We start from the raw sequence: 12,744 nt of genomic DNA, 5'->3' as shown, positions 1-12,744 counted from the left end.
CCAGCCGGGCTTGTCAGGCGCCGGCTCCCGCAGCCGTGCCCGTGGAAGGACAGGGCGGCACAACCGGCGCCGCCGCCGGCCTGGCCGAAGACGAAGTCCGGCCCGTCGTGGGCGGGGTAGCGGCGGCCGCTGCCGCCATCGCGCGCACGCCCATCGCAACCTGCGTCGACACTTCCTCGAGCGCGCGCCGATGTCCGTCGACGAGCGCGTCGTAGCCGCCGCCGACCGTCTCGCTGACCACGCTGCGACACGTCATCACCGCATTGCTGCGCACGGCGCGCACGCTCCACACCGCATCGATCAGCGCATGCGAGCCTGGCCACGACTCGAAGCGCTGCACGTTCATCGCGATGCGGTAGACGGCCACGTCGTCGGGATGCGCGGTGCCGAACGCGTCGATGGTGCCGAGTTGCTGCGTCAGATTCGTCGACAGCGCGCGGCGGATTTCATCGCCGGGCAGCGACGCCCAGCGCTCCTGTTCGAGCAGTTGCACCTGAGTCGGCCCGGATTGCACGACCAGCTGATTTCTCGCCACCTGCGGCGGTACGTTGACCGGCGCGACTTCGATCAGCCAAGCGGGCGCGGTGCCCGTGCGCGCGACGGCCGGCGCGCTGCCATTCGCGGCGGCGCCCGCGCTGTCCGCGCCACCCAGCGTATAGAAACGGCTCGACGGCGACGAGCACGCCGCGACGGCGAGCGCCGCAGCCAGTGCGGTGCCATACGCGACGCCGCGTACGGCACCGCGCACGAGCGCGCGCGGCGGACGGGGGAGCCGGGCAAACATCATGGTTTATCTCCTGATTTACCGCGCAACAGCGATTCGGGATGACGCTCGAGATAATCCGACAGCGCGTTCAGCGACTGCAGCGTGCGCGTCAGTTCCTGCAACGCCTGATGAACGTCGGACTGCATCGGCGAATCCTGTTGCAAGGTTGCCTGGGCCGAATTGAAGGTCTGCTTCGCGGCGCTCAGCGTGTCGCGCGCCTGCGGCACGACTTCCTTGTCGAGACGCGAGAACAGCTGGTCGGCATTCTTCAGCGCGGTGTTCAGGTTCTCGCCGATCTGGTCGAACGGCACCTTGTCGAGCTTCTTCGCGATGTCGGCGACCTGCAGCTGCAATTCGTCGAGCGTGTTCGGAATGGTCGGCAGCTCGAGCGGATCGCGCGTGACGTCGACCTTGGCCGGCGCGGCCTTCGGGAAGATGTCGAGCGCCACGTACAACTGGCTCGTGATCAGGTTGCCGGTGCGCAACTGACCGCGCAGGCCGTGCCCGACCAGCTCCTGCAGCAGGTTCTCGCCGGCGAGCGTGCCCGGCTGCGGCGCGCTCTCGCGGAAGCGCTTGCCGAGGCGGTCGGGGTACACGTTCATCGTGACCGGCATCGTGAAGCTCTGCGTCTTCGGGTCGTAGTCGATGCCGATATTGGTCACCTGGCCGAGCACGATGCCGCGGAAGTCGACCGGCGCGCCGATCGACAGCCCGCGCAGCGACTGGTTGAAGTTCATCACGACGCGCAGCGGGATGCCGTCCGGTTCGCGCATCGCGTCCGCTTCGTCCGGAGCGAGGCGGAACGTCTGGTTGTTCGGCGCCTGCGGACCCATGTTCTGGCCGGGCGGCGACTGGAACGACAGACCGCCGACGATCACCGTCGCGAGCGATTGCGTGTTCAGCTTGAAGCCGCTCGAATCGAGCCGCAGATCGACGCCGCTCGCATGCCACCAGCGCGTGTTGGTGCCGACGTACTGGTCGAACGGCGCCGATACGAACACCTGCATCGTCACGCCGGTGCCGTCCTTGTCGAGCGAGAAGCCGACCACCTGGCCGACCTGCACGCGCCGGTAGAAGATCGGCGAGCCGATGTCGATCGAGCCGAGCGACTCGCCGTGCAGCGTGAACTGACGGCCTTTCTGGTCACCGGTGATGGGCGGGGGCGTTTCGAGGCCGACGAAGCGGCTCTCGCCGTCGGTCGAGCGGCCCGCGTCGGCGCCGATGTACGCGCCCGACAGCAGCGTCGTCAGACCCGATACGCCGCTCGCGCCGACGCGCGGCCGCACCACCCAGAAGCGCGAGTCCTTGACCGCGAACTTGCCGCCTTCCTTGGTGAGCTGCACCTGCACCAGCACGTGCGACAGATCATCCGACAGCGTGATCGTCTTCACCGCACCGATGGCGACGTCCTTGTACTTGACCTGGGTCTTGCCCGGCTCGAGCCCTTCCGCGCTGATGAAGCTGATCGTGATCACGGGTCCGCGCTCGGTCACCGACTTGACGACGAGCGCGATGCCGATCAGCGCGGCGATCAGCGGAATCACCCAGACGAGCGACGGCAGCCAGCGGCTGCGCGGTTCGATCTCGGGGTCGGGCAGGTGGGGCGGCAGTCTGGGTCCGTTCGAATCGTTGCGCGGCGCGTCATCGGAAGCGGGCGTCGGTCCTTGCGGGCTAGTCATGGTCGAGATCCTGAGGTGTTGGGGTACTGCTTTCCACGGGGTCCCAGATGAGTCGTGGATCGAATTGCATGGAGGCGAGCATCGTCAGGATCACGACCGAGCCGAACGCGATCGCGCCCGGGCCGGCCGTGATCACGGCCAGCGATTTGAAACGCACGAGCGCGACGGTGAGCGTGACGACGAACACGTCGAGCATCGACCAGCGGCCGATCCGCTCGACCATCCGGTACAGCGTCGTGCGTTGTTGCGGACGCCAGCGCGAGCGGCGCTGCGCGGTGATGGTGAGCAGCACGAGCACCGACAGCTTCAGCATCGGCACCATGATGCTGGCGATGAACACGATTACCGCGAGCGGCCAGTCGCCGGAGGTCCAGAAGTAGACGACGCCGCTCATGATGGTGTCGTCCTCGGAGCCGAGCAGCGACGCCGTGTGCATCACCGGCAGCAGGTTCGCCGGAATATACAGCAGCGCCGCGGCGATCAGCAGCGCCCACGTGCGCATCAGGCTGTCGGGGTTGCGTGAGTGCAAAGGCGCGCCGCAGCGGCCGCAGTGCTGTTGCGTGACCGAGCGGACGCGCGGTTCGACGCGCCCGCACGAGTGGCAGGACAGAAGGCCTGCGCGTTTCGCGGTGACGTATTTCATCGCGGACTCATCCTTCGCGCGGCGTGGGCGGTAAGCCGGGCGGAGCGCTGCCCGCAGCGCGGTTGGTCGTGCCGCCAACGCTGTCGGCCGACGTGCGCGGCAACGGCCGTGTGCCGCTCGGGTCGATTTCGTCGGCGACGTCCCACAGCACGCGCGGATCGAACGTGACGACCACCGCGAACATCAGCGTCAGCGCGCCGAACGCGAACAGTGCCGCTTCGGGAATCACCCGCGCGAGGCTCACCATCTTCACGATCGTGATCAGCACGCCGAGCATGAACACTTCGATCATGCCCCACGGCCGCACGAACTGGATCGCGCGCATCACGCGTTTGAAGTGCGCGGGCACGTAGCCGGCGCGCAGCGGCACCAGCACGTACAGCAACGCGACGAGTTCGGTGAGCGGAAAGAGGATCGTCGAGCAGAACACCATCACGGCGACGATCTCCATGTCCTCGCCCCACAGCGCGACGAGCGCGCCGAACAGAGTAGTCTGCGACGTGATGCCGTTGGTTTCGAGTTCGACGATCGGAAAGCCCTGCGCGATCACGAACGTAATCAGCGCGGCGAGCGTCAGCGCGCAGATCGCGTCGAGCTTGCGCGAGACGCCGCGAAGGAGCGTCGCGCCGCAGCGCGGACAGCGCGCGGCGACGCGCCCGACAAGCCGTGGCTTGCGGAGCAGCGTGTCGCATTCATGGCACGCGATCAGGTTGTCATGTTCCATGCGGCAGATGGGCTAACGACGTAGTGGCGGCGTGCAAAGCCTGCTCTTTACGAGGAGTCGGGCGGCGGTGAGCAGCAATAGTACCAAACGCGGCCTCGCGACCGGCGCGAACCGCGCGCGGCACGGGGCCTGGCGCCGACCTGCCGCAAGCGGGTCCGGGCTGGTACGGCGTCGCTCTGAAGCTTTCTGTCCCCGATTCGTTCAACGTAGCGGCGCCGTCCGGGCGCCGGTGCGTGCAAAATTCGGGCCCGTTCCGCCGATGCGCTACAGCCAGCTTTTCGCGCTTGGGGTAGCATGGCGGCCTTGGCATGCCCGGCGCCCTGTGCGGCGATGATGTCCGCCGCATCGGCCGCGCGCGCCGTGCCGATGCACGGGAGTTAGCGCGGAATAGCAGGCCGCGGCGCCCCGTTAACTTCTCATAAGCCTGCGTTGATCTGTCATGACACACAATCCATCGTTCGGTACCCGGGAGTCGTACACGCGGACCGCCATCGCCTTTCACTGGCTGATCGCGCTGCTGATAGTCTGCGGCTTTGCGCTCGGCTGGGTGATGACCGACATCCCGGGCTTCACGCCCACCAAGCTGCGCTATTTCTCATGGCACAAATGGATCGGCGTGACCGTGTTCGCGCTTGCGATCGTGCGCATCGTGTGGCGCGCGATCTACGGCGCGCCGCCGATGCCGCGCCGCATGCCGACCTGGCAGCGCGGCGCCGCGCATCTCACGCATCTGCTGCTGTACGTGCTGATGATCGTGATCCCCGTGTCCGGCTATCTGTATAGCTCGGCGGCGAACGTGCCGGTCGTCTACCTCGGGCTGATTCCGCTACCGCGCATCATCGCGCCCGATCCGCACCTGAAGGAAGTGCTGAAGAACCTGCACATCGCGTTGAATTACACGTTGCTCGTGCTGGTCGCATTGCACGTCGCGGCGGCGCTCAAGCATCAATGGCTCGATCGCGACGGACTGCTGTCGCGCATGATCCCTTTCCTCAAATAAGGACAACCATGAAGGTTTCGTTTTATCGCTACATGCTGGCCGCGTTCGCGGCGGCGTCGCTCTCCGCCGCAGGCGTGGCGCTCGCGCAGGTCGACGTCGCGAAGAGCTCAGTGACGGCCACCTCGAAGCAGATGAACGTGCCGGTCGAAGGCAAGTTCAACAAGTTCACCGCGCAGGTCAGCTTCGATCCGGCCAAGCCGACGGCCGGCAGCGCGCAGCTCGATATCGACATCGCCAGCTACGATCTCGGCGACGAGAGCTACAACGAGCAGGTGCGCGGCAAGGAATGGTTCGACGCGAAGGCCTTTCCGAGCGCGACGTTCGTGTCGAGCGCGATCGCGCCGGCGGGCGGCAACCAGTTCAAGGTGACCGGCAAGCTGACCATCAAGGGCAAGTCGGAGACGGTGGTGGTGCCGGTCACCGTGAGCCAGCAGGGCGCGACGCAAACCTTCGACGGCGCGCTGCCGATCAAGCGCTCGCAGTTCGACATCGGCACCGGCGAATGGAAGGACACGTCGGTCGTCGCCGACGAGGTCGTGATCAAGTTTCATATCGTCGCCGCACATAAGTAACGCGTGCGGCGTTCGTGATGTCCGCCGTGCCACGTGGGGCGCGGCCGTTTTCTCACCGCAGGTTGCACCGCGATTTTCAACGCAAAACAGGAGCACGAATTGAGAACGTCCATGTTGATCGCCGTTGGCGCGCTGGCTTCGTCGCTGTCGCTCGGCGCGTTCGCCGCCGATACCTATACGCTTGATCCGATGCATACGTTTCCGAGCTTCGAGGCCGACCACCTCGGCGGTCTGTCGATCTGGCGCGGCAAATTCACGAAAACCACGGGAACGGTGACGCTCGATCGCGCGGCCAAAACCGGCACCGTCGACGTGAGCGTCGATCCCGCTTCGGTGCAGACCGGCAATCCGAAGCTCGACGATCACCTGAAGTCCGACGCGTTCTTCGACGTCGCGAAGTATCCGTCGGTGACCTACAAGGGCACCGAGATCAAGTTCGACGGCGACAAGCCGGTCGAGGTGATCGGCACGCTGACGATTCGCGGCATCACGAAGCCGGTGAATCTGAAGATCGATTCATTCAAGTGCATGCCGCATCCGGTGCTCAAGCGCGAAGTGTGCGGCGTCGAGGCGAGCACCGAATTCAATCGCGCCGACTACGGCATGGACTTCGGCGCGAAGTACGGCTTCAGCATGCAGACCCGCCTGCATATCCAGTCGGAAGGTATCAAGCAGCAGTAAGCGCGACGGCGCCTTTGCAACTGCCGGCGCGCTGGACGCTATTGCGATTCGATTCGCGCTGCGCCGCAACACGAAAACCGCTTCGGTCGTTTACCGACGAAGCGGTTTTTTATCGCCTGTAGCAAACGCCACGGCCATGCGTGGCGCGCATCGGCACGCATGGGCTGGCATCGGCCCATTTGTTGCTCGCTTCACTTTTATTTTTTCAGTTAAATAGCGCGCATGCAGTCATGCCGGTGGTGCGCGTTGCCCGCATGGCCAGCGCGGACGTCACGCGTTCGCGTCGATAAATATTTCGCGCAGCACAGGAGATCTGGATGAATGCAACGACAGCAGCAAGCGTCGCGGGAAGCCGGCAGAATTCGTGGCGCGCGGTGGTGGCCGCCTCGATCGGCAACGCGCTCGAATGGTTCGACCTCGTGGTGTACGGCTTTTTCGCCGTGATCATCTCCAAGCTGTTTTTTCCGGCCGGCAACGAGACCGTATCGCTGCTGCTCACGCTCGGGACGTTCGGCGTGTCGTTTTTCATGCGGCCGCTCGGCGCAATCGTGATCGGCGCGTATTCGGACCGCTGCGGGCGCAAGGCGGCGCTCACGCTTTCCATCCTGCTGATGATGGGCGGCACGCTGATCATCGCGATTCTGCCGACCTATCAGAGCATCGGCCTCGCCGCGCCGCTGGTCCTCGTGCTCGCGCGGCTGATGCAGGGCTTCTCGGCCGGCGGCGAGTTCGGCAGCGCGACCGCGTTTCTCGCCGAGCACGTGCCGGGGCGGCGCGGCTTCTACGCGAGCTGGCAGATGGCGAGCCAGGGGCTGACGACGTTGCTCGCCGCCGGCTTCGGCGCGTTGCTGACCGGGCAACTGTCGCCGGAGCAGATGGCATCGTGGGGCTGGCGCGTGCCGTTCTTCTTCGGTCTGCTGATCGGGCCGGTCGCGTTCTACATCCGCACGAGGCTCGACGAGACGCCCGAATTCCTCGCTGCCGAAACGACGCAGACGCCGCTGCGCGATACCTTCGCGACGCAGAAACTGCGGCTCGTGATCGCGATGGGCGTGGTGATCCTCGGGACCGTGTCCGCGTATCTGATGCTGTTCATGCCGACCTATGGTGTGCGGCAACTGGGGCTCGCGCCGTCGGTCGCGTTCTCGGCGATCGCGGTGACGGGGCTGATCCAGATGGTGTTCTCGCCGGTGGCGGGGCATTGGTCGGACCTGCATGGACGCACACGCATCATGCTGGGCGCGGCCGTGCTGCTGCTCGTGCTCGTCTATCCGGCGTTCGCGTTGCTGATCGCGCATCCGAGCTTCGGCACGCTGATCGTGTGGCAGATTGTGTTCGGCTTTCTGGTCAGCGGCTACTTTGGCGCGACGCCTGGCCTGCTGTCGGAGATCTTCCCGGTGCAGACGCGCACGACCGGCATGTCGCTCGCCTATAACATCGCGGTGACGATCTTCGGCGGCTTCGGCCCGTTCATCATCGCGTGGCTGATCAGCGCGACCGGTTCGAAGGCGGCGCCGAGCTACTACGTGATGTTCGCCGCGCTGCTGAGCATCGCGGCGCTGCTTGGGGCGCGTCGCAAGCTGGGGTTCCGCTAGGTCCGAGCCGGCAACGACGGCGCACGACGTAAACGCAAAAGGCCGGTTCGCGAGAACCGGCCTTCTTTATTTTGCGCAAGCCTCAGCGGCTACGCGCGCATCAAACCTGCGCGCCCGCGTTCGGATCTTCCGGATCGTGGGCTTCCTTCTTGTCCTTGATCAGGTCTTCGCGCTTGACGCCGAACCACATGGCAAGCGCCGCGGCGACGAACACCGACGAGTAGATACCGAACAGAATACCGACCGTCAGCGCGAGTGCGAAGTAGTGCAGCGTCGGGCCGCCGAACAGGAACATCGACAGCACCATCATCTGCGTACAGCCGTGCGTGATGATGGTTCGCGACATCGTGCTGGTGATCGCGTGGTTGATCACTTCGATCACGCTCATCTTGCGTTCGCGGCGGAAGGTTTCGCGAATCCGGTCGAAGATAACCACCGACTCGTTGACCGAATAGCCGAGCACCGCGAGCACCGCGGCCAGCACCGACAGCGAGAACTCCCACTGGAAGAACGCGAAGAAGCCGAGAATGATCACGACGTCGTGCAGGTTGGCGATCACGCCGGCGATCGCGTACTTCCATTCGAAGCGGAACGACAGGTAGATCACGATGCCGGCCACCACGCAGGCGAGCGCGAGCAGACCGTCGGTGGCGAGCTCCTTGCCGACCTGCGGACCGACGAACTCGACACGCTGCAACTGCACCTCGGGCGTCTCGGCCTTCAGCGCGCCCATCACCTGGTCGCTCTGCTGAGCGGACGTGAAGCCCGACTTCAGCGGCAGACGGATCAGCACGTCGCGCGAGGAGCCGAAGTTCTGCACCTGCGCGTCGGCATAGCCGAGCTTGCCGAGCGTGTTGCGCACCGGGTCGAGCGGCACCGCGCCCGGATACTGAACCTCGATCACGGTACCGCCGGTGAATTCCACCGACAGATGCAGCCCGCGATGCACGAGGAAGAACACGGCGGCGAGGAAGGTGATCAGCGAGATCGCGTTGAAGACCAACGCGCGCTGCATGAACGGAATGTCTTTACGGAAACGGAAAAATTCCATGGTCTTGTTCTCCGGGACTCAGCGGGATGAACCCGGTTTCTGCGGCGTCGAGTCATTCGACGACGGCGTGCCCGGCGCATTGCGACGGCGCACGGTCGGCTTCGCGCGACCCTGCGCGCCGGCTGCGGCCGGTGCCTTCGAGCTAGCCTTCGCGCTCGCCTTCGCCGTGGCGATGGCCTGCGCGGTGTCGGTCGCGGCGTCGCTGCCACCGAGGCTGCCGGCGTAAGCGGCCGAGCCGGCGGCCGCCGCTTGCGGACGCCACACCTGGCCGATCGACAGCGACTTCAGCTTCTTCTTGCCGCCGTACCAGAAGTTGACCAGGCCGCGCGAGAAGAACACCGCGGAGAACATCGACGTCAGGATGCCGATACAGTGGACGATCGCGAAGCCGCGCACCGGACCCGAGCCGAACGCGAGCAGCGCGAGGCCGGCGATCAGCGTGGTCACGTTGGAGTCGAGAATCGTCGCCCATGCATGCGCGTAGCCGTTCTGGATGGCCAGTTGCGGCGGCGCGCCGTTGCGCAGTTCTTCACGCACGCGTTCGTTGATCAGGACGTTCGCGTCGATCGCCATACCGAGCGCGAGCGCGATAGCGGCGATACCCGGCAGCGTGAGCGTGGCCTGCAGCATCGACAGCACCGCGACCAGCAGCAGCAGGTTCACGGACAGGCCGATCATCGAGATCACGCCGAACAGCATGTAGTACGCGATCATGAACACGGCGATCGCCGCGAAGCCCCACACGACCGAGTGGAAGCCCTTCTTGATGTTGTCGGCGCCGAGGCTCGGGCCGATCGTGCGTTCCTCGATGATTTCCATCGGCGCGGCGAGCGAACCGGCGCGCAGCAGCAGCGCGAGGTCGGCGGCCGCTTGCGGGGTCGGCTGGCCGGTGATCTGGAAGCGGTCGCCCAGCTCCGATTGAATGGTCGCGACCGTCAGCACTTCGCCCTTGCCGCGCTCGAACAGCACCATCGCCATGGGCTTGCCGATGTTGTCGCGCGACACCGCGGCCACCGCGCGGCCGCCGGCCGAGTCGAGACGGATGTTGACCGACGGACGCTGATGCTCGTCGAAGCCCGCTGACGCGTCGATGATGCGGTCGCCGGTGAAGATCACCTGCTTGCGCAGCAGCACCGGCGCCTGGTTGCCTTGCGTGAAGAGTTCATCGCCCGGCGGCACCGGGTCGTTCGGGTTCGGATGCGTGTTGACCGGGTCGGCGAGGCGCGCTTCGAGCGTCGCCGTACGGCCGATGATGTCCTTCGCCTTCGCGGTGTCCTGCACGCCCGGCAGCTCGACCACGATGCGGTCCGCGCCCTGTTGCTGGATCACCGGCTCGGCCACGCCGAGTTCGTTCACGCGGTTATGCAGCGTCGTGATGTTCTGCTTGAGCGCGGCGTCCTGCACCGCGCGCTGTACGGCCGGCGTGAAAGTGCCGACGAGCTGCACGCCGCCGTCCGCGCCGGTATTCGGCTGCGACGCCCACTGGAGTTCGCTGACGCTGCGGCCGAGCAGCTTGAGCGCCGCGTCCGCCGTGGCCTGGTCGGCCAGATTCACCACCACCGACTGGTTCACGCGATTCACGCCGCCATCGCGGATGCGGTTGTCGCGCAGCAGCGTGCGCACGTCCGAAGCGTCCGAATCGAGCTTCTTGTTCAGCGCGCCGGCCATGTCGACCTGCAGCAGGAAGTGCACACCGCCACGCAGGTCGAGACCGAGGTACATCGGCAGTGCGCGCAGCGCGGCCATCCAGGTCGGCGATGCGCTTTGCAGGTTCAGTGCGACGATGTATTGCGGATCGTTCGGGTCGCTATTGAGCGTCTTTTGCAACAGGTCTTTGACGCGCAACTGCGTGTCCGTGTCCGTCAGGCGCACGCGGATGTTCGCGTTGTTCTGCGAGTTATCGAACGTGACGGCGGTCGGCTTGATCTGATTGCCCGCGAGCGCGGCTTCGACCGATGCCAGCGTGGTGGCGTCGAGCCTGACCGTGGCCTTGCCGCTCGACACCTGCACCGCCGGCGCTTCGCCGTACAGATTGGGCAGCGTGTACACGAGGCCGATGACCAGAGCCACCAGCATCACGGCGTATTTCCAGAGGGGGTAGCGATTCATGAGTGGTCCAACGGGAAGGTTGGCTTGGATGCGATGCGTCCGGCGATGAGCGCGGGCCGTTCAGCGAGGTGCCTGAACCGCCGGCGAGGCCGCGCCGGACGCGAGGAGAGCAGGCCTTAAAGCGACTTGATCGTGCCCTTCGGGAGAATTGTCGTGACCGACGCCTTTTGCACGGTGATTTCGGTGCCTTCCGAGATTTCAACGCCGACGTAGGCTTCGCCCACCTTCGTAATCTTGCCGACGATGCCGCCGTTCGTCACGACTTCATCGCCCTTGGCCATCGCTGCGAGCATGTTGCGATGTTCCTTCTGGCGCTTCATTTGCGGGCGAATCATGATGAAGTACAGCACGCCGAACATCAGGATCAGCGGCAGAAAGCTCATCAGATTGGATTCGATACCGCCTGCTGCAGCGCCTTGCGCGTAGGCATTGGAAATGAACGACACGTTGGTCTCTCCGTTATCAGTCAAACGAACAAAAAAATCAGCCGGTTATTCTACCACCGGCCACACGTGCGCCGGCGCGGCGAATCGGCTTTGCGATCAACCGTTTAAAGGTCCGTTTCGGGGCAAAATCCGCGGCCGGCGAAAGTGAATTGTAAGTTGTGTGTGCGCGGCACGCGGCGACGGCGCGGATTCGTCGGCGGAATCCGCGTGCCGGGCCGTCAGGACGAGGGTTCGACGCCGCGCGCGCGGTCTTCGTGGAAGCGCTTGCGGAACGCGTCGAACAGCTTCGCCTCGATCGCGTCGCGCATTTCCTGCATCAGTTCCAGGTAGTAGTGCAGGTTGTGGATCGTGTTCAGTTGCGCACCGAGGATTTCGCCGACGCGATGCAGGTGGTGCAGATAGCCGCGCGTGAAGTTGCGGCAGGTGTAGCAGCCGCATTGCTCGTCGAGCGGGCGCAGCGAGTTCTTGTGCGTCGCGTTGCGGATCTTGACGTCGCCGAAGCGCGTGAACAGCCAGCCGTTGCGCGCGTTGCGCGTCGGCATCACGCAGTCGAACATGTCGACGCCGGCCGCGACCCCGGCCACCAGGTCTTCCGGCGTGCCGACGCCCATCAGGTAGTGCGGCTTGTCGGCCGGCAGCTTCGGGCCGATGTGGTTCAGGATCCGCATCATGTCTTCCTTCGGCTCGCCGACCGACAGACCGCCGATCGCGAGGCCATGGAAGTTCTTTTCGGCGAGGCCGGCGAGCGACTCGTCGCGCAGATCCTCGAACATGCCGCCCTGCACGATGCCGAACAGCGCATTCGGATTGCCGAGGCGCTGGAATTCGTCGATCGAGCGTTGCGCCCAGCGCATCGACATGCGCATCGATTCGGCGGCTTCCTTGTGCGAGGTCGGGATGTTGTTGGTCGCGTACGGCGTGCATTCGTCGAACTGCATCACGATGTCCGAGTTCAGCACCTTCTGGATCTGCATCGACACTTCCGGCGACAGGAACAGCCGGTCGCCGTTGATCGGCGACGCGAACGTGACGCCGTCTTCGGTGATCTTGCGCAGATCGCCGAGCGAGAACACCTGGAAGCCGCCCGAGTCGGTCAGGATCGGCTTCTTCCAGCCCATGAAGCCATGCAGGCCGCCGTGCGCCTCGATGGTTTCGAGGCCGGGGCGCAGCCACAGGTGAAACGTGTTGCCGAGGATGATCTGCGCGTGCATTTCGTCGAGGTCGCGCGGCTGGACCGCCTTCACCGTGCCGTAAGTGCCGACCGGCATGAAGATTGGCGTCTCCACCACGCCGTGATTGAGCGTGACGCGGCCGCGGCGCGCGAGGCCGTCGGTGCCGAGCAGTTCGAATTTGAGGCCATTCTCCGGGCGCTCGTGGGCCGCTTGTTGCGGCGACGATGGATGACCAAGGGTCATGGGGATCACTCCTCTGCTACCGGAAAACAGTCCGGCGCAATCAATGAAAACCGCCACGAAGGA

The 12,744-nt window shown here is 65.2% G+C and carries 12 protein-coding genes; 4 read left to right on the top strand and 8 right to left on the bottom strand.

All coding sequences use genetic code 11. From position 1 onward, the window contains the following. Nucleotides 1–13 precede the first annotated feature (13 nt). The 4 genes from EVC45_RS05370 to EVC45_RS05355 are packed head-to-tail and all read right to left on the bottom strand — an operon-like array spanning nucleotide 14 to nucleotide 3,812. A complete protein-coding gene (locus EVC45_RS05370) occupies nucleotides 14–787 on the bottom strand; it encodes a PqiC family protein (RefSeq protein WP_129956994.1) in 774 nt (257 codons plus the stop codon). Then, nucleotides 784–2,445 (bottom strand): intermembrane transport protein PqiB, encoded by a 1,662-nt coding sequence (locus EVC45_RS05365; protein WP_129956993.1) that lies wholly within the window; start codon nucleotides 2,443–2,445, stop codon nucleotides 784–786. The genes EVC45_RS05370 and EVC45_RS05365 overlap by 4 nt, the downstream gene beginning before the upstream one ends. Beyond that, entirely contained in the window at nucleotides 2,438–3,088 is a 651-nt protein-coding gene (locus EVC45_RS05360) for a paraquat-inducible protein A (protein ID WP_129956992.1), read from the bottom strand. Before EVC45_RS05360 ends, EVC45_RS05365 begins: the two co-directional genes overlap by 8 nt. A 7-nt stretch (nucleotides 3,089–3,095) precedes the next feature. After that, nucleotides 3,096–3,812: a paraquat-inducible protein A gene (locus EVC45_RS05355; RefSeq protein ID WP_129956991.1), complete on the bottom strand. Its 717-nt coding sequence runs from the start codon at nucleotides 3,810–3,812 to the stop codon at nucleotides 3,096–3,098. A 439-nt stretch (nucleotides 3,813–4,251) separates the two neighbouring features. Between EVC45_RS05355 and EVC45_RS05350 the strand changes: the two genes are divergently transcribed. The 4 genes from EVC45_RS05350 to EVC45_RS05335 all read left to right on the top strand — a co-directional run bounded on the left by EVC45_RS05350 (nucleotide 4,252) and on the right by EVC45_RS05335 (nucleotide 7,660). Then, complete coding sequence (locus EVC45_RS05350; protein ID WP_129956990.1) at nucleotides 4,252–4,812, top strand: cytochrome b; 561 nt, start codon at nucleotides 4,252–4,254, stop codon at nucleotides 4,810–4,812. Nucleotides 4,813–4,820: 8 nt separating this feature from the next. Beyond that, complete coding sequence (locus EVC45_RS05345; RefSeq protein ID WP_129956989.1) at nucleotides 4,821–5,384, top strand: YceI family protein; 564 nt, start codon at nucleotides 4,821–4,823, stop codon at nucleotides 5,382–5,384. Between the two features lie 111 nt (nucleotides 5,385–5,495). After that, nucleotides 5,496–6,065 carry a YceI family protein gene (locus tag EVC45_RS05340; protein ID WP_129956988.1) on the top strand — a complete coding sequence of 190 codons (570 nt, stop codon included), beginning with the start codon at nucleotides 5,496–5,498 and terminating at the stop codon, nucleotides 6,063–6,065. A gap of 317 nt (nucleotides 6,066–6,382) precedes the next feature. Next, on the top strand, nucleotides 6,383–7,660 hold the full coding sequence (locus EVC45_RS05335) for an MFS transporter (protein WP_129956987.1): 1,278 nt from the start codon (nucleotides 6,383–6,385) through the stop codon (nucleotides 7,658–7,660). A 100-nt stretch (nucleotides 7,661–7,760) separates the two neighbouring features. Here EVC45_RS05335 and secF read toward each other — a convergent pair whose 3' ends face one another. The 4 genes from secF to tgt form a co-directional block, all read right to left on the bottom strand. Then, on the bottom strand, nucleotides 7,761–8,711 hold the full coding sequence (secF, locus tag EVC45_RS05330) for a protein translocase subunit SecF (protein WP_129956986.1): 951 nt from the start codon (nucleotides 8,709–8,711) through the stop codon (nucleotides 7,761–7,763). Between the two features lie 18 nt (nucleotides 8,712–8,729). Then, nucleotides 8,730–10,820 carry a protein translocase subunit SecD gene (gene secD, locus EVC45_RS05325; RefSeq protein ID WP_129956985.1) on the bottom strand — a complete coding sequence of 697 codons (2,091 nt, stop codon included), beginning with the start codon at nucleotides 10,818–10,820 and terminating at the stop codon, nucleotides 8,730–8,732. A gap of 116 nt (nucleotides 10,821–10,936) precedes the next feature. After that, the gene (gene yajC / locus EVC45_RS05320) at nucleotides 10,937–11,266 is read right to left on the bottom strand and encodes a preprotein translocase subunit YajC (protein WP_129956984.1); all 330 of its coding nucleotides are present in this window, start codon (nucleotides 11,264–11,266) and stop codon (nucleotides 10,937–10,939) included. A 218-nt stretch (nucleotides 11,267–11,484) separates the two neighbouring features. Beyond that, nucleotides 11,485–12,681: a tRNA guanosine(34) transglycosylase Tgt gene (gene tgt / locus EVC45_RS05315; RefSeq protein WP_129956983.1), complete on the bottom strand. Its 1,197-nt coding sequence runs from the start codon at nucleotides 12,679–12,681 to the stop codon at nucleotides 11,485–11,487. Between the last annotated feature and the right edge of the window lie 63 nt (nucleotides 12,682–12,744).

This window comes from Paraburkholderia sp. UYCP14C, from assembly GCF_004197395.1.
Classification (GTDB): domain Bacteria; phylum Pseudomonadota; class Gammaproteobacteria; order Burkholderiales; family Burkholderiaceae; genus Paraburkholderia.
This window is presented reverse-complemented; position numbering and strand designations above follow the sequence as displayed.

Excerpts from the sequence above, each read along its gene's own strand:
- EVC45_RS05360 (WP_129956992.1), bottom strand. The coding sequence starts at position 3,088 with ATGAAATACGTCACCGCGAAACGCGCAGGCCTTCTGTCCTGCCACTCG.
- EVC45_RS05345 (WP_129956989.1), top strand. The coding sequence starts at position 4,821 with ATGAAGGTTTCGTTTTATCGCTACATGCTGGCCGCGTTCGCGGCGGCG.
- secF (WP_129956986.1), bottom strand. The coding sequence starts at position 8,711 with ATGGAATTTTTCCGTTTCCGTAAAGACATTCCGTTCATGCAGCGCGCG.
- EVC45_RS05350 (WP_129956990.1), top strand. The coding sequence starts at position 4,252 with ATGACACACAATCCATCGTTCGGTACCCGGGAGTCGTACACGCGGACC.
- EVC45_RS05340 (WP_129956988.1), top strand. The coding sequence starts at position 5,496 with ATGTTGATCGCCGTTGGCGCGCTGGCTTCGTCGCTGTCGCTCGGCGCG.
- secD (WP_129956985.1), bottom strand. The coding sequence starts at position 10,820 with ATGAATCGCTACCCCCTCTGGAAATACGCCGTGATGCTGGTGGCTCTG.
- EVC45_RS05355 (WP_129956991.1), bottom strand. The coding sequence starts at position 3,812 with ATGGAACATGACAACCTGATCGCGTGCCATGAATGCGACACGCTGCTC.
- EVC45_RS05335 (WP_129956987.1), top strand. The coding sequence starts at position 6,383 with ATGAATGCAACGACAGCAGCAAGCGTCGCGGGAAGCCGGCAGAATTCG.
- tgt (WP_129956983.1), bottom strand. The coding sequence starts at position 12,681 with ATGACCCTTGGTCATCCATCGTCGCCGCAACAAGCGGCCCACGAGCGC.
- EVC45_RS05365 (WP_129956993.1), bottom strand. The coding sequence starts at position 2,445 with ATGACTAGCCCGCAAGGACCGACGCCCGCTTCCGATGACGCGCCGCGC.
- EVC45_RS05370 (WP_129956994.1), bottom strand. The coding sequence starts at position 787 with ATGATGTTTGCCCGGCTCCCCCGTCCGCCGCGCGCGCTCGTGCGCGGT.